Source organism: Paenibacillus sp. PAMC 26794, assembly GCF_000316035.1.
Taxonomy (GTDB): Bacteria; Bacillota; Bacilli; order Paenibacillales; family Paenibacillaceae; genus Paenibacillus.
In genome coordinates this window covers 39,228-62,206 of record NZ_ANHX01000016.1, presented here as the reverse complement: position 1 = coordinate 62,206, position 22,979 = coordinate 39,228, and the positions used below count along the sequence as shown (strand labels likewise).

The window sequence follows — 22,979 nt, the reverse complement described above, 5'->3', positions numbered from 1 at the left end:
AGTTGTCTCCTTTCTTCACATTAATGATATAACATGATATATTAGGATGTAGAACATGAGAAGTATGGGTATTTATGGAGGTGCTTGTATTGGGGAAAAACTCGGCATCCAAGCCGATGTATGAACAGATCTTTGAATCCTTGCGCGAACGGATACAGCTTCATCAATATCAAGTTGGTGAGCGTGTTCCTTCGGAAAAGGAATTATGTGATGAATTCGGAGTTAGCCGGATTACGACTAAAAAAGCGCTTGAGATGTTGGCGAGTGAACAATTAATTGTTCGTCAGCCGGGACGGGGTTCTTTTGTAGCCGATAGGGCAGACGAGTTACAGGAAAGACCTAACAAATCTGCTCCGCATGCTGCGGTTAAAGACCCGGAGAGAAAGCTGCTCATTGGTCTGGTCATGACCAACTTTAGTGACATGTATGGTACAGAACTGCTATATGGCATGGAAGAAGCTTCGCGAGAGCATGATTGTTTTCTCGTACTCAGACGATCCTTCGGAATTCCCGAGCAGGAGGAACAGAGCATTCAGGAACTGCTGGAACTGGGTGTGGACGGATTGATTATCTTCCCAGCACAGGGAGAATACTTCAGCGATGAGATTCTTAAACTGGTCGTTAACAAATTCCCTTTTGTCCTAATTGATCGGTACCTGAAAGGCATTCCAGCTTCATCTGTCAGTACGGATAACGTAGGCGCGGCGAGAGAAGGGACGAATTATCTGTTCAACCTCGGTCACCGACACATCGCCTTTCTGACACAGCCTCCGGCGAACACCACACCGATTGAAGAACGAATTGAAGGGATTATTGAGGCTCATCATGATCAAGGGGTGCTGGTGAACAGGGAACTGTGGTTAGAATCGTTTCTTTCGACATTGCCAAGTGTATTCGATCCTCAAGTCGAGGTCCGGGATGTGGAGACGCTGGTGGAACATTTACAGAAATATCCGCAGATTACCGCACTCTTTGCTGCGGAGTACCATATTGCTTTACTTGCAGAACAGGCAGCAGATCGGCTTGGTCTGAGGATTCCAGAAGATATATCCATCATTTGTTTTGACAGTCCGGACGCTGCCGAAGGATGCTGTGTAACACATATGAGACAAAGTCAGTTTGATATGGGGAAACAAGCATTCGAGATGGTGCTTCAAAGTATGCAGAACAACGAAATTGCAGTGAACCGAGTCGTTCTGCCTGCCCGCTTGGTGAAGGGGAGATCGACGAGTACAGTGAGACAAGAGGATAAGTGATAGCGACTTATATTCATTTTGTACAATCAGGGACTTCGTGTATACGAGGTCTCTTTTGTGGGAGAATAAACAGGGCAGAATCACTTTGGTTGGTATACCATTTGATGTTATGAAATTAAAATAACATGCTAATATACAAATAAATATATTGACATAACATTATATTCGTTTTAGGATGATGAAAGCGGTTAACAAACTGGATTACATAAGGAGGACAACATGCTGACACCCAGAGATGATCAAGAAATTTCTCCCTCGATATACAACATGATTGATCAGGTTAACAAACGTATGCCGGATTATCCGGAACTTAACCAAATGTTCAAAAACTGTTTTACCAATACGTTGGCGACCACAATTCAGCGCAAAGAAGATGGAACCACTTTTGTGATTACGGGAGATATCCCTGCCATGTGGTTACGTGATTCCGCTGCTCAGGTCAGACCTTATCTGGTTCTCGCTTCAGAGGATGAAGATATCGCCGACATGATCGCTGGACTTGTTGAACGTCAACTGAATTATATTCTCCTGGACCCTTATGCAAACGCTTTTAATGAGACGGAGAGTGGAAAAGGACATCAGGAAGACCTGACGCAGATGAATGATTGGATCTGGGAACGGAAGTATGAGATCGACTCTCTGGCTTATCCGATTCAGCTCAGTTATCTCTTGTGGAAGAACACGGGAAGAACAACTCAATTCAATGATACGTTCCGTCATGCAGCCCAGATCATCATGCAGTTATGGCAAGTGGAACAGTATCATGAGACGAAATCACCCTATACGTTCCAACGTCTGGATGCTCCCGAAACCGATACGCTCAGCCGAGAGGGACGAGGTACTGAAACAGCATATACAGGCATGACTTGGTCGGGATTCCGTCCCAGCGATGATCGTTGTGAATATGGATATCTGATTCCATCCAATATGTTCGCCGTTGTGGCGCTACGATATCTACAGGAAATTGCTGAAGCTGTGTTCGAGGATAAAACGCTGGCAGCGACTGCTAAGCAATTGGAGCAAGAGATCGACAAGGGTATTCAGGATTATGGAACCGTTGAACATCCGGAATATGGAACCATATATGCGTACGAAACGGATGGGAAAGGCAATCACAATCTAATGGATGATGCTAACGTGCCAAGCCTGCTGTCTTTACCTTATCTCGGATATGTAGATGAGAATGACAAGGTTTATCAGAATACACGCCGTTTCATTCTATCCTCGCACAACCCATATTTTTATGAGGGAACTGCAGCTGCTGGAATCGGTAGTCCGCATACACCGGAAGGGTACATCTGGCATATCGCTTTATCAATGCAGGGGCTGACTACAGAGGATCGCAACGAAAAACTACGATTGCTCCAACTCATCCATAAGACGGATGCGGATACCGGACTTACCCATGAAGGATTTTCGGCCAACAATCCACATGAATATACACGTCCATGGTTTTCATGGTCCAACATGCTCTTTAGTGAATTGATTATGGATTATTGCGGATTCCGGATAAAGAAATAGAATTGCGTAAAGAACTAGGGCGTGTCTGAAAACTCCGAAGGAAGCAGATTTTGCCGAATTTTCGTTCCAAGTCAGGAAATTTTCCGCAGGCGTGCCGGGGCACGTCAAGGGAAAGTGACGCAGCATGGGGCGAAAAGATGGTAAAAGATGCACTTCAGCGAGTTTTGAGACACGACCTAGGATAGGGTAGCAAGCGGAAACCTGCGAGTACATTATAACGATCGGAATTTTTGGAATTCCGACAAAGGAGAGCCAACTATGAAAAAGTTTTCATTCAAAATGCCAGTCGCTGTAGCGATGACGTCCCTGCTCCTCTTCACGACCGCTTGTTCAAGCGGCGGTTCATCCAGTACAGACACAACCAGTGACGGGAAGAAGGAAGTTACCGTATCGTTTCGTTCGTCCGGATCAGAGGACACCTTGACGAAATTTTTCAAGTCGGGTCTGGTGGATGAATTTGAGAAGCAGAACCCGGATATCGAAATTAACATTGCGCCTGTACTGGCGAGTGAGGGCGATTACACGTCCAAAATGGTTTTGCAGATGAAATCGCCGGACACGGCGCCGGATGTCATCGCCGAAGATACGTCTATCATCAAATCCGATGCTGCTGCGGGATACCTGGAGCCCTTGGATGAACAGGTCAAAGGCTGGTCTGATTGGGAAGAACACATCATTGACAACCTGAAGGCAGGCGTAACGGGTGAGGACGGCAAGGTGTATGGCGTTCCAGCCACATCGGATACACGCGGGATCTGGTATAACAAGGAACTGTTCCAACAGGCAGGTCTTGAAGTTCCATTCAAACCTGCAAGCTGGGCAGAAGTACTCGAAGCAGCACGTACAATCAAGCAAAAACTGCCGGGTGTGACGCCGCTTAATCTGATCGTGGGCAAAGCGAACGGTGAAGGTGTCACCATGCAAACGCTGGAAATGCTGCTCTATGGCACAGCGGATACGCTGTACGACGACACCACCAAGAAATGGGTCGTTAACAGCCAAGGGCTGCTGGATTCCTTCAAATTTATAGATCAAGTGTTTAACACGGATAAAACAGGACCTACCATGCAGGTCGCCCTGAATGGTCAAGCTGGCAGTATCGCATTCCAGCAACAGTTCCCACAAGGCAAATTGGCGATGGCGGTAGATGGCAGCTGGGCTGGATCAACGTGGGCTGAGAATGGCGCCGCTCCAATTGCCAACGTGGAAGAGAAAATAGGCTTTGCGCCATTCCCGACACAAAATGGGGAAGAACCTGGGGCAACTACGATGTCTGGAGGATGGGCTTGGTCTGTTCCTGCACAAGCGAAAGACAAGGAAGCGGCATGGAAATTTATCGAGTTTCTGATGAATAAGGAAAATGCGACTGCACGCGTCGTAGCGGAAGGCAGCCTCAGCCCGCGTAATGATTCCACAGAAGTTGAAGGTTATACAGATCGTCCATATACCAAAGAAGCACAAGAACTCTTGAATGTGGCCCACTTCCGTCCAGCGAACGATCAATATGCAGCGGTATCTGCACAATTGCAAAGCATTGTTGAGAGTATTGCCTCTGGCAAGCTGACGCCGGAAGAGGGAGTCACGCAATTGAAGGACAACGTATCCCGTTCCCTTGGCGCGGACAGCATCGAAGAGAAATAAGGATATCGATATATTCGGAGGGGGAGGCACAATCTCCCCTTTTTCCGGTTCGAATGGAGAGTGACTTATGAAAAGGAAAGCACCAGGCTCATTTCTGTTTCTAATGCCTTCCGTACTGTTATTACTTGTGTTTTTCATTGTTCCCATCATTCTGACGATCTGCTTTGCCTTTACGAATATGGCCCTGACCGGGGCGGCAGCCAAGAGTTTGGAGTTTGTTGGATTCCAGAATTTCATTAATATGTTCCATGATCCGGACTTCCGCATTAGTGTCTGGCGCACGCTGGTCTTTCTCATCTTCTCCGCAGTGATAGGTCAAGTATTGCTTGGTTTCATTCTGGCTCTTCTAATGAAGGAAAAAAATGTGACCTTCCGCCGGGTCATTGGCATCATCGTCATTGCCGGTTGGGTGACACCCGAGATTGTCGTCGCATTCTGTATGGTTGCCTTTTTCAGTGATAATGGCTCATTGAATCAGATCCTCAGCTGGTTTGGGGTAAGTCCGATCTCCTGGTTGTTCAGTTTCCCTATGGTAAGTGTCATTATCGCGAATATCTGGCACGGAACGGCCTTCTCCATGATGGTCTATCAGTCGGCACTGGATGATATTCCGAAGGAAGTTGAAGAAGCTGCGATTATTGACAGCGCCACCGGGTTCCAGATTGTCAGACATATCACCATTCCAATGGTAAAAGGGTCCATCGTCACCAACATGATGCTGGTTACTCTACAGACACTGGGTGTGTTCACGCTGATCTATACGATGACCGGCGGTGGCCCTGGTACTTCGACACAAACTCTGCCGATCTTCATGTACAACCAGGCCTTTGTGAACTATCAGTTTGGATACGGCACAGCCATATCTCTGGTGCTGCTGTTCATCGGTATTATCGCCAGCCTGTTCTACATGCGATCCATGAAAGTGAAAGTGTAACCATGAAGGAGGTTCGATCCCTATGGTCAAACATGGGCTTCAACGTAAAATCCAGTACGGGATTCTAGTTTTTCTAGGGCTCTGTTTTTTATTGCCGCTGCTCTGGATCATTCTGGCTTCATTTGACCCGAACGCGCAACAGGGCATCAAAATGCCCAGTACCTGGACCATTCAAAATTTCAAGGATGTACTCGGGGATTCCAGCAATCTTCGTTCATTCGGTGTGGGCCTGATTCTGTCGGGAGGGCAAGCAATATTGGTTGTTCTGGTATCTGTCCTTGCTGCGTACCCTTTATCCCGTTATGAAATGAGATTCAAAAAAAGCTTTTTGTTATCGATTCTGTTCATGACAGCTCTTCCGATTACTGCCGTGATGGTTCCGGTATTTCAAATGTTTCTGTTCTTCAAAATGCAAAATAGCATCATTGCCACGATGCTGTTCCTGACTGCATCCTCACTTCCTTATGGCATCTGGATGATGAAAAACTTCATGGATTCGGTGCCGATTGATCTGGAAGAATCGGCGTGGATCGACGGTGCGTCCGTATGGAACGGATTGAGACGAATCGTGGCTCCGCTGATGTTGCCAGGTATTGCAACGATAGCGATATTTACCTTTTCGGGAAGTTGGGGCAACTTCTTCGTGCCATACATCCTGCTCCAGACACCGGAGAAACTTCCTGCATCGGTCACGATTTATCAATTCTTCGGCAGCCACGGCATGGTTGAATACGGCAGATTGGCTGCATTTTCACTACTTTACACAACGCCTTCGGTTGTGCTGTACATCTTCTCCCAGCGTTATATGTCCAAGGGCTTCAGCATGGGCGGGGCAACCAAAGGTTAATGACAGGAGGTACGCAACATGACATCCAAAAAGACGGCACATCTCATCTCGCATACCCATTGGGACCGCGAATGGTATATGCCTTATGAACACCATCATGTACTGCTCATTGAGCTGATGGATAAACTGCTGGACACGCTGGATCAAGACCCGGAATATCGTTATTTCCATCTGGATGGGCAGACGATTATTCGTGAAGATTATTTGCAGGTTCGGCCCGAACAACAGGAGAGGCTCGACAAATATATTCGCGAAGGACGCATACATTTTGGTCCATGGTATGTGTTACAGGATGAGTTTCTGACCAGCAGCGAGGCCAACTTGCGTAATCTGCTCATCGGTCATCGTGATGCTCGACCTTTTGGTGTGATATCCAAAACGGGATACTTCCCAGACTCATTCGGAAATATGGGACAGGCACCGCAGATTCTGCAACAAGCGGATATTCATAACGCAATCTTTGGGCGCGGGGTAAAGCCTACGGGATTCAATAATGCGGTGGTTGATGCAGACAGTTACGAATCTCCCTATTCCGAGATGATCTGGCGTTCGCCGGATGGTTCGGAAGTGCTCGGCATTTTGTTCGCGAATTGGTACTGCAACGGGATGGAGGTTCCGGTTGATCCGGAGAAAGTCCAAGTATACTGGGATAAAAATCTGGAGGATGCCGAGAAGTTCGCCTCGACACCACATCTGTTGTTCATGAATGGTTGTGATCATCAGCCGATCCAGACGGATCTGCCGGAGGCTTTACGCACAGCAGCTGCCTTGTACCCTGACGTGGAATTTATCCACTCCAATTTTGACGATTACATTGAGGCGGTTACGAAGGATGTCCCTGAGCATTTGGCGACCATTGAGGGCGAGCTTCGCAGTCAACACACGGATGGTTGGGGAACACTGGTGAATACGGCGTCCGCACGGGTTTATCTGAAACAATTAAATCAGCAGGGGCAGACGTTGCTTGAAAAAGTAGCCGAACCACTCGCTGCGATGGCCCATATAGCCGGGGTAAAAGATTATCCTCACCATCTGTTGACGCATGCATGGAAGATGCTGATGCAGAACCACCCTCATGATAGCATCTGCGGATGCAGTGTCGATGAGGTTCACCGTGAGATGGTGACCCGCTTTGCGAAGAGCAGACAGCTTGCAGAGAAATTGGTTTCCCAGAGCGCACAGGCGATTGCTGAGTCCATTCATGTGCAACCAGCTGAGGCTTGGGGAGAGGAAGCGATGCTGTTCACTGTGTTCAACACGAGTGGATGGAATCGAAACGGAATCATTGAGATGGATCTGATTGTGGAAAAAGCATTTTTCCCGGAAGGTCCTCATCCTCAAGCCCTTGCGCAAAAGTTGGAAGAGGATGCGTTACCATCGTATCAGCTGGTCGATTCAGATGGACGCACGTATTCGGCAGAAATCAAGGATCTGGGTGCGCATTTCGGCTATGAACTTCCGAAGGATCGCTTCCGCCAGCCTTATATGGCTCGTAAAGTAAGAGTGACTTTCCAGGCGGTGGATGTACCTTCTCTGGGTTATAAGACGTATGCTCTCATTCCAGTCGAGAAACAAGCAGAGGTTGCTGAGATTGTTGAAGTGCCCGATATGAGCGACGTCATCGAGGTGCAGGGAATGATGATGGAGAACGGTCAATTGCGGGTGACGGTTGAAGAGAATGGTACGGCAACGATTGAAGATAAGGTCTCCGGTGTTGTATACAGCGGATTGAATTCATATGAGAATACCGGTGATATTGGCAATGAATACGTTTATCGTCAACCTGAGGGAGAGGCCACGCTGACCACGGAGCACCTGAAGGCGGACCTGCGGATTGTGGAGCAGTCCCCGTATCGGGCAGTAATGGAAAGTGTATTACGCTGGGATATTCCTGCTGAAGCAGATGAACTGTTCGAGCTGGAGAAGCGCCAGATGGTTCCTTTTACAGAACGGAAGGCGCAGCGAGTCGAGAACACTGTTCCCTTGGTGATTACGACAACGTATACATTGGAAGCAGGCAGTAATATGGTCAAGGTAAAATCTAACTTTAACAATCAGGCCAAGGATCATCGACTGCGTGCATTATTTCCATCAGGACTGGTGACAGAGGATCATTATGCAGATTCCATCTTTGAAATTGCCAAACGTTCCAATACACCGGCCAAAGAATGGGTGAATCCGAGTAATGCGCAGCATCAGCAGGCATTTGTACATGTGACCGATGGTGATCATGGCTTGATGATTGCAAACAAAGGGTTGAATGAATACGAGATTTTACAGCACAAAGAGGGCAGTACGATTGCGGTTACGCTGCTGCGTGCCTCTTCGGAGTTGGGAGATTGGGGTGTGTTTGAAACACCGGAAGCCCAATGTCTGGGACCTCAGAGTGTGGAATATGCGATTATTCCATTTGCAGGTGATGCGGCACAGTCAGGTGCATGTACATCCGCATATGCGTATCCAATTCCGTGGACGACTGTACAGCTAGGGGCACTAGCGCGCACGTTTGAGCGGGAAGGTCATGTCGAAGCTAGTGGGCAGAAGGTGGAACTACCTCTGTCGAAGCAATGGCTGGCGTGGAATGCACAAGGTTCGACACTGGCGTTCTCCACACTGAAGATTGCAGAGGAAACCGGAGATTTGATTGCTCGCTGGTATAATTTGAACTCTGAACCGGTTGAATTGGACGTACAACCTGAATTCGAATGTGCCTCCGTCTATGAGAGCGATGTACTGGAACGGGTTAAGGACACGTTGCAGGGGCAAAACCAGACGGTACCTGGGTACAAAATCGTTACACAAGGGTATGCGTTACGATGAGTTGATTTTTGAACATCATAATTATAGAAACCTCCTGTTCACAGTGCAGTGGACAGGAGGTTTTGTCATGTGCTCCGTTATGTGCACGAACACCAAGGCGTTATGGGGAACTGCATAAATACCTAATAACATTCATGTCGTAATTTTATACATTAATTGTCGTGAGTTTCTATTAAAAATAGATTAAGTCTGTGATAACTTATAGATAAATGTCAGAATATTATATAGTATGGAGGTAAGACAACAGTGACCATTCGAATTGGGAAAATTAGCTTGTGGCATGTTCACGCATGGGATTACATCAAGCAGGCACAGGAACATGAAGATACAGTCATCGCAGCCGTGTGGGATGAAGATGCCAAGCGTGGTCAGGAAGCGGTTGAACGTTTAAACGTACCATTCTATGCTTCACTCGAAGATATGCTGGCCAAGGATGACATCGATGCCGTTATTGTAGATGCGCCAACCCGCATTCATGAAGAAGTGATCACTGCTGCTGCAAAAGCAGGTAAACACATCTTCACGGAGAAGGTTATTGCGTCGACACAGTCGGAATCCAACAGAATCCTTAATGAGGTAAAGGCCAACAAAGTCAAGATGACAGTTTCCTTACCGCGTCTGAATGCAGGGTATACGTTAACGATTCAGGATGTACTCAACCAAGGATTACTTGGCAAAGTGACTTATGTAAGAGCGCGGTTATCGCATGACGGAGCGATTTCAAACTGGTTGCCTGAACACTTCTATGATCTGAAAGATTGTCAGGGTGGTGCGCTGATTGATCTGGGCTGCCATCCAATGTATCTGGCTAAATTGTTTCTGGGTCAGGAAGTAACAGCGATTAATGCGAACTTCGGATATATTACAGGCAAAGAAGTGGAAGATAATGCAGTTGCAACCTTGTTTACGGATTCTGGAGCAGTCGGCGTTGTTGAAGCTGGTTTTGTGAACAGCCATTCTCCGTTTACAATTGAGGTTCATGGTACAGAAGGCACGCTTCTATACGGCACACCTGAAGAAAAGCTATTGATGCGCACAAAAGCAGCACAGGGAGAGTACCAAGACTGGACTGAACTTCCTTTGGTAGACCAAAGAGAAAGCGCATTCAATCAATGGGTTGCACATATACAAAATGATACGGATGCAACCGAAAACGTGCAGATCGCTATGGAGTTAACCCAGTTGATGGAAGCTGCAAATCTCTCTGCCAAGGAAGGGCGCAGAATTGCTCTGAATGAGTTGAAGGGTTAGGTTTACTTAAGGAGGTGTGCAATCTTGAGCCTGTATCCTTATGAGAAAATGCTTGAACGGCAGGATCTCCTGGAGAGACTGGATATTCTAATGGTTTGGGGACATTATGAGATTCGCGTGATGCGATTTCATCTGACTTCATTTCCAGCGGGCCGAGTTGTGGATTTCCATAATCATGCGGAGTTCGAGTTTCATTTTATCCCGAGAGGTAAAGGCAAAGTTATTCTCGATGATCAGACACATGCACTCTCGGAAGGTATGCTGTATTTGACTGGTCCGGGTGTCGTTCATTATCAGGAGGCGGACGCCCAAGAGGACATGGATGAACTATGTCTTCATGTTGATATCGTTCACAAGCCAAGGGAACATGTCGATCCGTGGGAAGCAGCTGAATCCGAGGAAACGATTGAAAAGCTGAGAACGCTTCCGCTTACTCCGGTGAATGATTATCATCGGGCAATGCATTGCTTTTTGGAAGCCTATGAGGCCTGTGATCAGAAATTGTTAGGTTATTATACATCGATCAAGCAGCTGGTTATCAGCATATTACTCAAAACCGTGCGAGCATACGACACCGGGGGGGATCGACCGGGAGCTCCTGTGCGGGATATGTCGGTGTATCGCTATGAGTATGCAGTGCAATATATGGAAGCGAATCACCCTACAGTGGTCACGCTGGAGCATGTAGCAGAGAAACTTCATATCAGCAGCAGACAATTGCAGCGAATCTTCTATCAAGTACAGCCGGAGATGCCGTTCAGCCGCGTACTGGAGGATATTCGTCTGCGTGCTGTGTGCCGCAATCTGGAGGAAAGTAACGTATCCATTGAACAGATCGCTCTTGCTTCAGGTTTCAATAACGCCAACTATTTGCATGCTGTATTTCGCAAACGTCTGGGGATGACCCCGTCGGCTTTTCGTAAAATGAAACAACCAATACTTAAGTGAGGGTGAATATATATGAGTAAAGTATATCGTATCGGAATTATTGGCTGTGGTGGAATCGCGAATGGTAAACATCTTCCGAGTCTGAGTAAACTGGATAATGTTGAACTAGTGGCTTTCTGTGATATCGTTCAGGAACGTGCAGATGAAGCCAAGCAGAAATATGGCTCTACTGATGCTGAAGTCTATACCGATTATCAGGAATTGCTCCAGGATGAGTCTTTGGACATTGTGCATGTGCTTACACCGAATATTTCTCATGCCGAGATTTCCATTGCTGCCCTGGAAGCAGGCAAACATGTCATGTGTGAGAAGCCAATGGCGAAGACATCTGCTGAAGCACAGCTCATGCTGGAAGCGGCGGAGCGTACCGGCAAGAAATTGACCATCGGATACAACAACCGTTTCAGAGAAGACAGTCAGTACTTGAAGAAGGTGTGCGAAGCGGGTGACCTGGGCAATATTTATTTTGCCAAGGCACATGCAATTAGACGCAGAGCGGTACCAACCTGGGGTGTTTTCCTGGATGAGGAGAAACAAGGTGGCGGTCCACTGATTGATATTGGTACGCACGCACTCGATCTGACGCTCTGGATGATGGATAACTATCAACCGAAAGTTGTTCTGGGTACGACCTATCATGAGCTTTCACAACGTGAAAATGCGGCCAATGCCTGGGGCCCGTGGGACCCGAAACAATTCTCCGTAGAGGACTCGGCCTTCGGCATGATTGTGATGGAGAATGGAGCAACGATCATGCTGGAATCCAGTTGGGCACTGAACTCACTGGATGTGGATGAGGCGAAATGTAGCTTGAGCGGTAGCGAAGCGGGTGCGGATATGAAGAACGGACTGCGCATCAATGGCGAGAAATTCAGCCGTCTATACACGAATGAGATTGAACTGAGTGTAGGCGGGGTAGCTTTCTACGATGGTAAGAGCGAGAGCGCACCGGATGTGGAGATGAGAAAGTGGATTGAAGCGATTGAGAACGATCAGGAGCCAGTGGTCACACCAAAACAAGCGCTGGTTGTATCTCAAATCCTGGAAGCGCTCTATGAATCTGCTCGCACAGGCAAGGCTGTGTACTTGAATAACGGTAACGAAGCATAGAAAAGACATTAATAATAGATTACAGAACCCTTTGTCCCGTTATTGAGGATAGAGGGTTTTTGGTGTACGGGCAAAATAACGAAAGGGAAGATGCATCTGACTGCGTGTAGATGCGTCTTTTTTGTGCCGAAATGCTTCAATTTGGAGGTGGTGAGAAAAAAATATGAATTTACTTGAAAAAAAGTATTGCATATAAGTTTAGTCGGAATTATATTAATGGTATAAGGTCTAGACCATATACAGATCGGAGTGTTTAGATGTCCAGTACGTTTTCATTTCGTTTTGAGAAAGTATCCACCAAAAAGGTTAGTGAATTCATTCGAGAACAACTGGAAGAAGCCATTATTTTGAAAGAATTAATGAGTGAAGAACAGCTTCCAGCCGAGCGAGATCTGGCAGAGATTTTTAACGTAAGCCGCATTACCGTTCGTGAGGCACTCTCTTCACTGGAAGATAAAGGATTGATTGAGAAAAGGGTGGGTGCCAAAGGCGGAACATTTGTACTGCCTCTGACAGCCAATTCGCATAAACGGACCAGAGAAGAAATTAAACGGGATTGGTCACAGATGCTGAAGGTGTTTGAATATCGAACCATCATCGAGCCAGAGGGAGCTTTTCTCGCTGCTGAGCGGATCACCGCAGGCGAACTGGAGCTGCTTGAGGGTTATATGGAACAAAGTATAGAGCCAGACTGTACAAGGGAATGGTTCAGGGCGCTGGATGTGAAATTTCATCTGACCATCGCCAAGGCTTCGGGGAATCCATACTGCGAGAGAGCCGTCAGACAGATCCGGACCAAAATTAATCCGGCGCTCGACTTAATGCCTTATGATGACCGGATACGTACTGTCAACCACGGTGTACATATGGAGATTCTTGAAGCATTGAAAGCCCATGATAACATCAAGTCTAAGGAGACGATGAAAAGGCATATCGAATTCTCGGCGGATGCAATCTATGCCCGTTTGGTTTCTGAATCGGACGAAAATGAAGGGAATGACAGCAAATGAATCATTCAGAACTAATACAGCTGGCTCAGCCACTACAAGCCCAGTTAAGCGCCTGGCGCAGAGATTTACATCAGCATCCGGAAATTGGCTACGAGGAGCATCGCACATCTGCTATCGTAGCTGAGCATCTGGAAAGCCTGGGGTTGGAAGTTACACGCAATGTCGGACAGACCGGGGTTACAGGCCTGCTTCGCGGAGAGACCGATGGACCAACCTTTGCTTTGCGCGCAGACATGGATGCTCTGCCAATCCAGGATCAGAAAGCGGTGGAATACCGCTCGCAAGTGGAAGGCAAAGCGCATCTGTGTGGACATGACGCTCATACCTCTATCCTGATGGGAGCCGCCCAACTGCTTACTGGCCTTGGAAGACCGAAATCAGGCAATATCAAATTCATTTTCCAGCCAGCCGAAGAGGGACTTGCAGGTGCAAGAGCCATGATCCAGGACGGTGTTCTGGAGAATCCGAAGGTTGATGCCATCGCAGGATTACACATGACACCTGGACAGGACACGGGAACGTTGGGCGTAAGTCAGGGCGTTGCGTTCGCTTCAGCTGATCCCTTGATTATTAAGGTATTTGGCAAGGGTGGACACGCAGCTCGTCCACATGAGGGCATTGATGCGATCGCGGTATCGGCTCAGGTCATCACCGCATTGCAAAATATCGTCAGTCGGATGGTTGATCCACTTGAACCGGCAGTAGTCACGATTGGCAAAATCACGGGAGGTTATATGGGAACAGCCATCGCCCCGGAAGTAGAGATGATCGGTACGGTTCGTACACTCTCACCTGCTATTCGTGAGCGGATGCCAGCTTTGATCGAGCAGGTTGTTAAAGGGGTCTGCGATTCTTTCGGAGCAGGATGCGAAGTTGTCTATGGCGATGGATACCCTGTTGTCGTGAATGATCTCGGCATGGTTGACCTGCTAACAGAGACTTGTGATCAGGTTAATGCGGAGAAGGGATGGACTTATATCAAACCTTCTACAGGGGGCGAGGACTTCGCTTTTTATTGTGAACAGGTTCCGGGTGTGTTTTTCAGACTAGGATCTGGGAATGATGAGGAACATACTCGTTATCCACTCCACCATCCCATGTTTGATCTCGATGAGACAGCGATGCCTTATGGTGTGGGCATGTTGTCTGCAGTAGCACTTGAATTTTTGGCACGGAATACAACTTCTGAGGGGGAGCAATCACAATGAAAAAAAGACAATGGACAGGCTTGTGGATCACGTTACTGGCAATCGTAATGGTACTCAGCGCTTGCGGAGGAAAAACGACAAGCACGAATGATAATTCCGCAACAGAAGGAACGGGCAGTGGAAGCACAAGTACAACACTGACCATTGCTGCAGCAACAGACATTGAGAGTTTCGATCCGCACAACAACAACAACACCTCCAGTGAGGCGGTTCTGGTCAATGTTTTCGATTATCTGATCAAAAATGACAGTGAACAGAAGAAAGTTGCGGGACTTGCGACTTCATGGGATCAGGTTGATGATACAACGTGGAGATTCAAGCTGCGTGAAGGTGTTACCTTCCACAATGGCGATCCATTCACTTCAGCAGATGTAAAATACACGCTGGAGCGCGTAGCCAAGGACGAGACACTGAAACAAAACAGCTATTTCAAAAATATCGTAGAAGTTAAAGCGGTGGATGACTATACCGTAGATATTATCACGGATGGTCCAGATCCGTTGCTCCTGAATCGTTTGTCCAAAATGGGAGCAGGCATTCTGCCAGCAAAATATATTGCAGATAAAGGATTCGATGCTTTCCTGAAACAACCAGTAGGCACAGGCCCTTATAAGTTCAGTAAATGGACCAAAGATGATCGTGTGGAACTGGTGAAAAACGAGAACTACTTTGACGGTGAACCAAAATGGAATGAAGTGGTATTCCGCGTTATTCCTGAAGCCTCCACACGTGTATCCGAATTGCTTGCTGGTGGTGTGGATGTGGCTTCTTCCATTCCGTCCACTGACATTGCCCGGATCGAAGGCGAAGCAGATAAGAAGATTGTCAAAGCGCCAATTCAGCGTGTGCTTCAGTTGATCTTCCGTCAGACAGAAGGCAGCATCACGGCTGATCCGAAAGTACGTGAAGCCATTGACCTGGCTATCGACAAACAAGGAATCGTGGACAGCATTGCCGGCGGAGCAGGTATCGTAACCCGCACATCCGTAACACCAGGCAACTTCGGTGCTGATCCTTCATTGTACAAAACGTCACTTTATGATCAAGAAAAAGCGAAACAGTTGCTGCAAGAAGCTGGATATGCTGAAGGTGAAGCCGAGATGACCATCTCCGTTTCCGCACAATACAAAGAACAGGCTGAAGTTGTTGCAGCCATGCTGGAACAAGCCGGATTCAAAATCAACCTGGATGTCCTGGAAGCAAGTGCATTCAGTGAACGTTACAGCTCCAAATCATTCAAAGAAATCTTCATGATTGGTATTGGTAACTCCTTGTTCGACGCTTCGAATAACTACAATCGTTATATGCTGGAAGAAGCAAAAGGCGAGTCGGATTACAACAATCCTGAAGTAGAGAAATTGCTTCAATCTGCATTGGTGAACATGGACCCTGCGTCTCGTGAGAAAGAGTATCAGCAAGTACAACAGATATTCTCTGAAGAACGCCCAGCCGTATATCTGTACCAAATGGAAGGTGTCTATGGAACAAATGCTAAAGTGAACTTCGCGCCGCGCAGTGACGAGATGTTCTATGCTGACGAGATTACACCTGTAGCACAGTAACATCGGATATAACACCGGTCATTGAAAAGATAGGCCGTGAACGGCAGGGACTGGATAACCATGTTCCTGCCGTTCTTTTTTAACAAGGGAGGTGAACAAGGAATGGGTAAATACGTACTTAAGTCATTACTACAGATCATTCCGGTGCTGTTCATTGTTTCATTAATTGTGTTCATTTTGGTTCGAGTTACCGGTGATCCGGTTGCGCTAATGTTGCCTGAAACGGCTACTGCTGAAGATCGTGCTGTCTTGACGCAGGCACTTGGTTTGGACCAGCCTTTATATACGCAATACGTGAAGTTTCTGGGCAGTGCGATACAGGGAGACTTTGGTCAATCTTTTCGCTACAATCAGCCTGCGTTAGAGCTTGTGCTGGAGAGATTGCCTGCCAGCTTTGAACTGGCGGTAGCCGCCATGTTTTTTGCCGTACTTATGGCTGTGCCACTTGGGGTCATCTCAGCTGTCAAACGCAATACGTTTACTGATCTCATCATTTCAGGAATCTCCGTTATTGGTAAGGCGATGCCAAACTTCTGGATGGGGATTATGCTTATCCTCTTGTTCTCCGTCATGCTGGGCGTATTGCCGGTATCCGGTCGCGGAGGATTGTCACATCTGATCTTGCCGGCATTCACACTTGGCGTTGGACTGGCCGCGCAGATGACCCGGCTGATTCGCTCCAGCATGCTGGAGATTCTGAACCAGGACTATATTCGAACAGCCCGCAGCAAAGGGCTAGGCCGAATGGTTGTCATTGTGAAACATGCGTTTCGGAATGGATTGATTCCGGTCGTGACAATTATGAGTTTGCAGTTTACAAGTCTGATCGGGGGCACCTTGATTACGGAAACGGTATTCTCCTGGCCTGGACTGGGTCAGTTGCTGGTCGTTGCAGTCAACACACATGATATGGCGATTGTACAGGCAGCGGTGTTTGTCATTGCCTTTATCGTTGTGGTAATCAACATCTTGACGGATGTAGCTTACAGGCTACTTGATCCGCGCATCAAATACGACTAGAAGGAGGTGCAATCATATGACAGGCAGCAATGAAATGCCAATTCCGGGTACAGAACAGGAACAAGACAATGGGCGTGCACCAACGGGATTTCGTTATATCTGGCAACAACTGATCATCAGCAAGACCGGAATGTTTGGTGCTGTGCTTGTATTGTTGGTTGTGTTAATTGCCATAGGTGCACCTCTATTGACGAGTCATGATCCGGCAGCGGTGAATCCGCTCAACCGACTTAAACCACCAGCATGGCTTGAGGGTGGAACGGCCGAATACTGGCTGGGTACTGATAATCTCGGCAGAGACATGTGGAGCCGTATTGTATATGGTGCCCGGGTCTCCTTAATCGTGGGTATGGGTGCGGTGATTGTATCAGGAATCATTGGCGCCATTCTGGGGCTGGTATCCGGATTCTATGGGAAATGGGTGGATGCCGTCATCATGCGTGTAGGAGATGCATTCATGGCGATTCCGACCATTCTGTTCATGCTCGTTGTGATGGCGATTGTTGGCCCGGGTATTACGACGCTGATCTTTGTCATCGGGGTGACGAACTGGGTTCCATTCACCCGTGTGGTAAGAAGTGAGGTTCTTAGTATTAAAGAGCGGGATTTTGTTCATGCGGCCAGATCGATTGGCGCGAAGAATGGAAGATTGATTCTGAAACACATTCTGCCGAATATCCTTTCATCCTTTATCGTCATCTGCGGTATGAATGTCGGCACAACGATTATTATGGAAGCTTCACTCAGTTTCCTGGGTCTAGGTATCAAACCACCTGATGTATCCTGGGGAGGGATGCTCAGTGATGGCAGACAATACGTTGCTACAAGCTGGTGGGTCGCTACATTCCCGGGACTAGCGATCACATTTACCGTACTCGGTGTTATTTTCCTTGGAGATTGGCTGCGTGATGTGCTTGATCCGCGTACGGAGACAACCCATAAATAAACGGAGAAGGGAGCCATCAATATGAACCAAAGACCAATTATGCCGGAGGATCTGCGTCATTATCGTTGGATCAGTCAGCCAGTAATCAGTCTGAACGGACAAGTGGCTTATGTGGAACAGACCATAGATCAGGATAAAAACGAATATAACACACAGATTCGGGGAATCTCCCTCGATGGTGATGAAGATATTGCACTTTCGGATGGAACAAAAGATTCCTCACCTGCTTGGTCGCCGGATGGCACACAGCTCACATTCATTCGCTCAGTGGATGGTGGCAAAGGACTATGGACGCTCCATTCAGATCAAAAAGAGCCGGTCATGCTGATATCTCCCGCACGTAAAATATTGAGTTATATCTGGTCGCCGAACGGGCAGTACATTGCGTTTACCAGCAAAGTGCAACCGGAGGACCAACAGAAGAAAGCTGAGGCCCAACAGGAGTCTGTACCTGTACTGCGAGGTAAAGTCTTCGAACGTACAACGCCGAAGGCGGAAGGGGCTGGCTGGTGGGACGGTCAATACAGCCAGTTGTTTGTATATGAGATCAAAAGCGGGGAAATCACACAGGTGACTTCCGGGCTATGGAATATCAGTGCTCCGGCATGGTCGCCAGATAGCCAGCAGCTTTCATTCATTTCGAAGCAAGTAGAAGATGAGGAGCTTGATGCGGATCTGCTGTACTTTACGGATATATACAGCATTCGATTGGGAGAGCGTGATCTGTTCAAAGTGACGGATTCCAGTCTGGCGATAAGCCAATTCTCCTATTCGTCCGACGGGCAGCAGCTGATCCTGATCGCCAGTGATCGTGAGTATGGAAGCGGGAGCCACAACAGCTTATACGCTGTCCCTGTTCATCGAGGTATACCCAGGCCAATCGCACCTCAATTAGATATGCAGATTGGTAACGCGGCGCTTGGAGATATGAAGTCGGCAGGTGCGTCACCTTCTCCTATCTCGGATGCCCATCATCCGGAACGCGGTGTATATGTACTTGGAACACATAACGGGAATGTGGACGTGTACCGTATTCAAGAAGATGGGGCGTGTCAATTGGTGACGGGCGCTGGTGAAAAGGATGTGTATCAGTATACCTTAACGCCAGATGGTACGTCGCTGGTAATCGCTGCGTTGACTGCTGAACACCCTGGAGAGTTATATCGTGTGGATATCGACAGTGGTGAAATGTTCAGACTCACCCGGCGAAATGATGAATTCATGGCTGAATTGGCTGTAAATGTGCCAGTCCGTGTAGAGTTTACGTCCTCCGATGGATGGCCGCTTCAAGGTTGGTTAGCCACACCGGCAATACGCGACACCGATGGGAAACTGCCACAGATTTTGCAGATTCATGGTGGACCCCACGCAATGTATACGGGAACATATAGTCATGAGATGCAGACACTCGTTGCGCAAGGTTATGCTGTGCTGTGGATCAATCCTCGCGGAAGTATGGGATACGGTCAGGAGTTTGCCAGAGCTTGCCGTGGCGACTTTGCCGGAGGGGATTACCGGGATCTGATGGAAGCTGTTGATTATGCCCTGGCTACATATGATTTCCTTGATGCTTCACGTCTGGGTGTAGCGGGTGGCAGTTATGGCGGAGTGATGACCAACTGGATTGTAGCGCATACCCATCGTTTCAAGGCGGCTGTAACCCAGCGTTGCATCTCAAACTGGTTGTCCATGTATGGAACGAGTGATATCGGAATTTCCTATGTTGAGGGAGTCATTGGTGGTAATCCGGCGGAAAACTCTGAATTCCTGTGGTCTCGCTCACCTCTTGCACATGCACATCACATTGAGACGCCACTTCTGATCATGCATGGAGAGCAGGACTATCGGACACCCATTGCGCAAGCGGAGGAATTATATACTACGCTAAAACGATACGGCAAAAAGACCAAACTGATTCGTTACCCGGGTTCCAACCACAGTTTGCTGAAAAGCGGTAAACCTTCATTACGTATCGATAGCTTCGAGCAGGTGAATACCTGGTTTAATCAGTATCTCGGGAATGAGGAGGGCGAGCAATGAGTCGAACTCAGCTGTCCATTCCTGTTGGCCTTCTTGTAGAAAATGTACTGACAAGTGGGGAATCAAAAGAAGTGATTATTGAATGTTTACAACGTAGAGACTATTCCCGTTTGTTGCCTCTGGTTAAGGAATCCGCGATGGATTTTGATGAAAGACTACAGACAGCAGATGATATCGGAGACGATTGGGAAAAGGCGATACGTCAGGGTTATGAGTACAAGTTTTTGCATATTAACGGGTTGAAACGATTGCTCGATTTCCGGTTTGACCGTAAGGTGGATCGGGATTACGTTCAAGATGAGTTGTCTCTGAAGCATATTCAACTGACCGCAGAAGAGATTGAACTGCTACAATCGTTAATTGGCAGGCAGTGGATCGTACAAGCAGAAGAAACAGAGGCAGCAGAAGAAGGCAGAACAGAGGACGAGTCATCTTCCCATATTCCTGTCTGTATTCAATTGAAATTCCCATAGTATGACTAGAAGAAACCGCGATGATCGCGGTTTTTTTGCTATGTACAGGTAGAAATGAGGACGACTGAATTCAAAAGTTGAAATCGGGCTCCGTATGATTTATATTTATATTAAATGATATTATTATCTATCAATAATTCAGACGCAAAGAGGGGGACCTAGGATGTCCATTCAAAATGTTTTGGGAAAAATTCAAATATCGGATGATGTGATCTCCAAAATTGTCGGCAAGATCGCGAATACTACCAGTGAGATTTCCTCCATGTCGACATGTGGAACAGCTGACCGGATTAACCATTGATACGGTGAATGTGATCGTTGAGGGGTTATCATTCAACCAACCTGATGCCAGGTTCTAGGAGTAGGGGAAATCAATAAACCTTCGCTATCCCTGTACAGGATGTCCAAAAAACTGGTGTAATGTTTTCTGATACGAATTGAAAAAGCAGCTAACTGGAGAGTTTCACATATATAAGCCCACATTGGAACAGTTAAAAGTGTGAGCTGGAGGGGCGCTTTATGTGTCCCTTTTTTAGTTTTCAGATTTTTCTCATAAAAAAAGTAACTTGACTTTTGTGTGTGTTTAAGCAGGTGCTTGACAGGGGTGTGGTATAGTATAAAAAGTTATTTAATGAAGAAAGACGGAGAAATATACAATGTGGGGTGTAACCAGTGTATCAATATAAGGATCAGGAATATGAAGAAGTACATTTTGAGGGGCGTGATCTGCGCTATGGAGAACTCATAAGTTGTGTTTTCAAACAATGTACATTTATGAACGCTTCTATGGAAGAGATTGAGACAAGTAACTGCCGTTTTATCGAGTGTGACTTCAAAGGGGCTTCCATGAATGGTTCGATTCATACGGAATCAGCTTTTGAAAACTGCACCTTCGGTGGTGCGAATCTCTTTGCTTCCAAATTCAGCTCCTGCAAGATGACAGGCTCGGACTTTTCAGGTGCGCAAATGGATGGCATTACACTAAGTCACGGCGATTGGTCTTATACGAATCTGAGACATACCCGATTAGGCAAACAGGATTTGCGAGGAATTCGTTTCTTTGAAGCTGACTTTACGGACACGGATTTCACCAAAGCGGATTTGAGAGACTGTGATCTTACCCGAGTTGTATTAAGCAGAGCCAAGCTGCAAGGGGCCGACCTAAGAGGGGCTAACCTGGAAGGAATCGATCTGAAATCACTGGATATCAAAGGCGTACGTTTGGATCGCGAACAAGCTGTTCTGTTTGTACGCTCGTATGGTGCGAAAGTAGACTAATAGCGCCAGGTTCCTTTATCGTATAAGCGAATCTAAATTCGGATTATGTTCAAATATTAAAGTGAGGGAATCCATGCCATGTTCGAGTGGTGAAATCCCGTCAGTTTACTTTCGGACTCCCATTGCGAATTGGAACATGTGTCGATATCATATGGCTCCAATACCGTGTGCAGGTTAAAAAAAGAAAGTGCTCATTGCCAAACGCCTTAGTGAGAAAGCTCATCTGCACATATAGGATGAACCACTGAATTTTGTACAAATATTGCAACGAGAATTATCGAACTGTAATCAACGGAGAAAGATAACCATGCTAAGAGCCGCCGAATGGCGGCTTTTAGTTTTACTCGTGAGGAAGTATGCTATAATTTTATAGTCTAATCCAATCATATGATGGATGATCAGATCAATTGTTGAACAATACTCACCAAGAGGTGTAATACAATGAAAAAAGAAATGACTACAATCAAACAAACCAGGCTTCATTCCATTTTGGACGAGGCCACCAAGTTGCTGATTGAAAAGCCGAATGCTTCCATGAATGAAATTGCAGAATCTGCAAAAATCGGGATTGCTACTTTACATCGATATGTGGAAAGCCGCGAACAGCTCATGGTTCATCTGGGATTACGCGCAATCGAGGTGGTCAGTGAGACCATGCAACAAATCCAACTGGATGAGGAGCACTGTGAAAAGTACATACCTGAGCTGATCGAGGCGCTGATTCCATTAGGCGACAAAATATATTTTCTGGCTCATGACACCACCATTAACTATAATCCCGAGATTGAGGGAGCAGATCTGAAACTGAGAGAACCGGTACTGCATGCGGTCGGTCTGTTACAACAGAAAGGTTATTTCCGCTCCGATCTCGATAAAACCTGGATTGTCGATGTGCTGTATTCCATCATGTTCCTGACGTGGCAGCAGGTTGTAAGTGGTCATATCGCGAGAAAAGCAGCCCCTGCGCTTGTGGTGGATACGTTTTATCATGGATTTAAGCAGCGTTAGGCCAGGGCCTATCCAACGAAAAACAATAGATTTTAATACGAAAGCACCCCAAAAAAGTCGAATGTATCGTTAGATACACAGACTCTTTGAGGGTGTTTTTTTGCGT

At 47.0% G+C, this 22,979-nt stretch carries 19 protein-coding genes; all 19 read left to right on the top strand.

Features of this window, described 5'->3' with window-relative positions; translation table 11 throughout:
- The first annotated feature begins 89 nt into the window (after window positions 1-89).
- The 19 genes from D829_RS0109590 (at window position 90) to D829_RS0109500 (ending at window position 22,873) form a co-directional block, all read left to right on the top strand.
- Entirely contained in the window at window positions 90-1,256 is a 1,167-nt protein-coding gene (locus tag D829_RS0109590) for a GntR family transcriptional regulator (RefSeq protein WP_241230755.1), read from the top strand.
- Between the two features lie 219 nt (window positions 1,257-1,475).
- Window positions 1,476-2,777: a glycoside hydrolase family 125 protein gene (locus tag D829_RS0109585; protein WP_017688665.1), complete on the top strand. Its 1,302-nt coding sequence runs from the start codon at window positions 1,476-1,478 to the stop codon at window positions 2,775-2,777.
- 258 nt (window positions 2,778-3,035) lie between these two features.
- Entirely contained in the window at window positions 3,036-4,418 is a 1,383-nt protein-coding gene (locus D829_RS0109580; protein WP_017688664.1) for an extracellular solute-binding protein, read from the top strand.
- Between the two features lie 67 nt (window positions 4,419-4,485).
- The gene (locus tag D829_RS0109575; RefSeq protein WP_017688663.1) at window positions 4,486-5,352 is read left to right on the top strand and encodes a sugar ABC transporter permease; all 867 of its coding nucleotides are present in this window, start codon (window positions 4,486-4,488) and stop codon (window positions 5,350-5,352) included.
- Window positions 5,353-5,374: 22 nt separating this feature from the next.
- The gene (locus D829_RS0109570) at window positions 5,375-6,199 is read left to right on the top strand and encodes a carbohydrate ABC transporter permease (protein WP_017688662.1); all 825 of its coding nucleotides are present in this window, start codon (window positions 5,375-5,377) and stop codon (window positions 6,197-6,199) included.
- Window positions 6,200-6,217: 18 nt separating this feature from the next.
- On the top strand, window positions 6,218-9,019 hold the full coding sequence (locus D829_RS0109565) for an alpha-mannosidase (RefSeq protein ID WP_017688661.1): 2,802 nt from the start codon (window positions 6,218-6,220) through the stop codon (window positions 9,017-9,019).
- Between the two features lie 246 nt (window positions 9,020-9,265).
- Window positions 9,266-10,270, top strand: coding sequence for a Gfo/Idh/MocA family oxidoreductase (locus tag D829_RS0109560; RefSeq protein WP_017688660.1), 1,005 nt, complete (start codon window positions 9,266-9,268; stop codon window positions 10,268-10,270).
- Window positions 10,271-10,294: 24 nt separating this feature from the next.
- Window positions 10,295-11,218, top strand: coding sequence for a helix-turn-helix domain-containing protein (locus D829_RS0109555; RefSeq protein WP_017688659.1), 924 nt, complete (start codon window positions 10,295-10,297; stop codon window positions 11,216-11,218).
- A gap of 12 nt (window positions 11,219-11,230) precedes the next feature.
- Window positions 11,231-12,328, top strand: coding sequence for a Gfo/Idh/MocA family oxidoreductase (locus D829_RS0109550; protein ID WP_017688658.1), 1,098 nt, complete (start codon window positions 11,231-11,233; stop codon window positions 12,326-12,328).
- Between the two features lie 257 nt (window positions 12,329-12,585).
- Window positions 12,586-13,338, top strand: coding sequence for an FCD domain-containing protein (locus tag D829_RS0109545; RefSeq protein WP_017688657.1), 753 nt, complete (start codon window positions 12,586-12,588; stop codon window positions 13,336-13,338).
- Window positions 13,335-14,546 (top strand): M20 family metallopeptidase, encoded by a 1,212-nt coding sequence (locus D829_RS0109540; protein WP_017688656.1) that lies wholly within the window; start codon window positions 13,335-13,337, stop codon window positions 14,544-14,546. The genes D829_RS0109545 and D829_RS0109540 overlap by 4 nt, the downstream gene beginning before the upstream one ends.
- The gene (locus tag D829_RS0109535) at window positions 14,543-16,108 is read left to right on the top strand and encodes an ABC transporter substrate-binding protein (RefSeq protein WP_017688655.1); all 1,566 of its coding nucleotides are present in this window, start codon (window positions 14,543-14,545) and stop codon (window positions 16,106-16,108) included. Before D829_RS0109540 ends, D829_RS0109535 begins: the two co-directional genes overlap by 4 nt.
- A gap of 102 nt (window positions 16,109-16,210) precedes the next feature.
- Window positions 16,211-17,128 carry an ABC transporter permease gene (locus D829_RS0109530; RefSeq protein WP_017688654.1) on the top strand — a complete coding sequence of 306 codons (918 nt, stop codon included), beginning with the start codon at window positions 16,211-16,213 and terminating at the stop codon, window positions 17,126-17,128.
- A gap of 16 nt (window positions 17,129-17,144) precedes the next feature.
- Window positions 17,145-18,074, top strand: a complete 930-nt coding sequence (locus D829_RS0109525) for an ABC transporter permease (protein WP_017688653.1) — start codon at window positions 17,145-17,147, stop codon at window positions 18,072-18,074.
- Window positions 18,075-18,095: 21 nt separating this feature from the next.
- Window positions 18,096-20,114 carry a S9 family peptidase gene (locus tag D829_RS0109520; RefSeq protein ID WP_017688652.1) on the top strand — a complete coding sequence of 673 codons (2,019 nt, stop codon included), beginning with the start codon at window positions 18,096-18,098 and terminating at the stop codon, window positions 20,112-20,114.
- The gene (locus D829_RS0109515; protein WP_017688651.1) at window positions 20,111-20,587 is read left to right on the top strand and encodes a hypothetical protein; all 477 of its coding nucleotides are present in this window, start codon (window positions 20,111-20,113) and stop codon (window positions 20,585-20,587) included. The genes D829_RS0109520 and D829_RS0109515 overlap by 4 nt, the downstream gene beginning before the upstream one ends.
- A gap of 163 nt (window positions 20,588-20,750) precedes the next feature.
- Window positions 20,751-20,888, top strand: coding sequence for a hypothetical protein (locus tag D829_RS33675; RefSeq protein WP_017688650.1), 138 nt, complete (start codon window positions 20,751-20,753; stop codon window positions 20,886-20,888).
- 371 nt (window positions 20,889-21,259) lie between these two features.
- Window positions 21,260-21,865 carry a pentapeptide repeat-containing protein gene (locus D829_RS0109505; RefSeq protein WP_017688649.1) on the top strand — a complete coding sequence of 202 codons (606 nt, stop codon included), beginning with the start codon at window positions 21,260-21,262 and terminating at the stop codon, window positions 21,863-21,865.
- 441 nt (window positions 21,866-22,306) lie between these two features.
- Complete coding sequence (locus D829_RS0109500; RefSeq protein WP_017688648.1) at window positions 22,307-22,873, top strand: helix-turn-helix domain-containing protein; 567 nt, start codon at window positions 22,307-22,309, stop codon at window positions 22,871-22,873.
- Window positions 22,874-22,979: the final 106 nt, after the last annotated feature.

Excerpts from the sequence above, each read along its gene's own strand:
- D829_RS0109515 (WP_017688651.1), top strand. The coding sequence starts at position 20,111 with ATGAGTCGAACTCAGCTGTCCATTCCTGTTGGCCTTCTTGTAGAAAAT.
- D829_RS0109570 (WP_017688662.1), top strand. The coding sequence starts at position 5,375 with ATGGTCAAACATGGGCTTCAACGTAAAATCCAGTACGGGATTCTAGTT.
- D829_RS0109565 (WP_017688661.1), top strand. The coding sequence starts at position 6,218 with ATGACATCCAAAAAGACGGCACATCTCATCTCGCATACCCATTGGGAC.
- D829_RS33675 (WP_017688650.1), top strand. The coding sequence starts at position 20,751 with ATGTCCATTCAAAATGTTTTGGGAAAAATTCAAATATCGGATGATGTG.
- D829_RS0109520 (WP_017688652.1), top strand. The coding sequence starts at position 18,096 with ATGAACCAAAGACCAATTATGCCGGAGGATCTGCGTCATTATCGTTGG.
- D829_RS0109530 (WP_017688654.1), top strand. The coding sequence starts at position 16,211 with ATGGGTAAATACGTACTTAAGTCATTACTACAGATCATTCCGGTGCTG.
- D829_RS0109585 (WP_017688665.1), top strand. The coding sequence starts at position 1,476 with ATGCTGACACCCAGAGATGATCAAGAAATTTCTCCCTCGATATACAAC.
- D829_RS0109535 (WP_017688655.1), top strand. The coding sequence starts at position 14,543 with ATGAAAAAAAGACAATGGACAGGCTTGTGGATCACGTTACTGGCAATC.
- D829_RS0109545 (WP_017688657.1), top strand. The coding sequence starts at position 12,586 with ATGTCCAGTACGTTTTCATTTCGTTTTGAGAAAGTATCCACCAAAAAG.
- D829_RS0109525 (WP_017688653.1), top strand. The coding sequence starts at position 17,145 with ATGACAGGCAGCAATGAAATGCCAATTCCGGGTACAGAACAGGAACAA.
- D829_RS0109575 (WP_017688663.1), top strand. The coding sequence starts at position 4,486 with ATGAAAAGGAAAGCACCAGGCTCATTTCTGTTTCTAATGCCTTCCGTA.
- D829_RS0109540 (WP_017688656.1), top strand. The coding sequence starts at position 13,335 with ATGAATCATTCAGAACTAATACAGCTGGCTCAGCCACTACAAGCCCAG.
- D829_RS0109580 (WP_017688664.1), top strand. The coding sequence starts at position 3,036 with ATGAAAAAGTTTTCATTCAAAATGCCAGTCGCTGTAGCGATGACGTCC.
- D829_RS0109500 (WP_017688648.1), top strand. The coding sequence starts at position 22,307 with ATGAAAAAAGAAATGACTACAATCAAACAAACCAGGCTTCATTCCATT.
- D829_RS0109550 (WP_017688658.1), top strand. The coding sequence starts at position 11,231 with ATGAGTAAAGTATATCGTATCGGAATTATTGGCTGTGGTGGAATCGCG.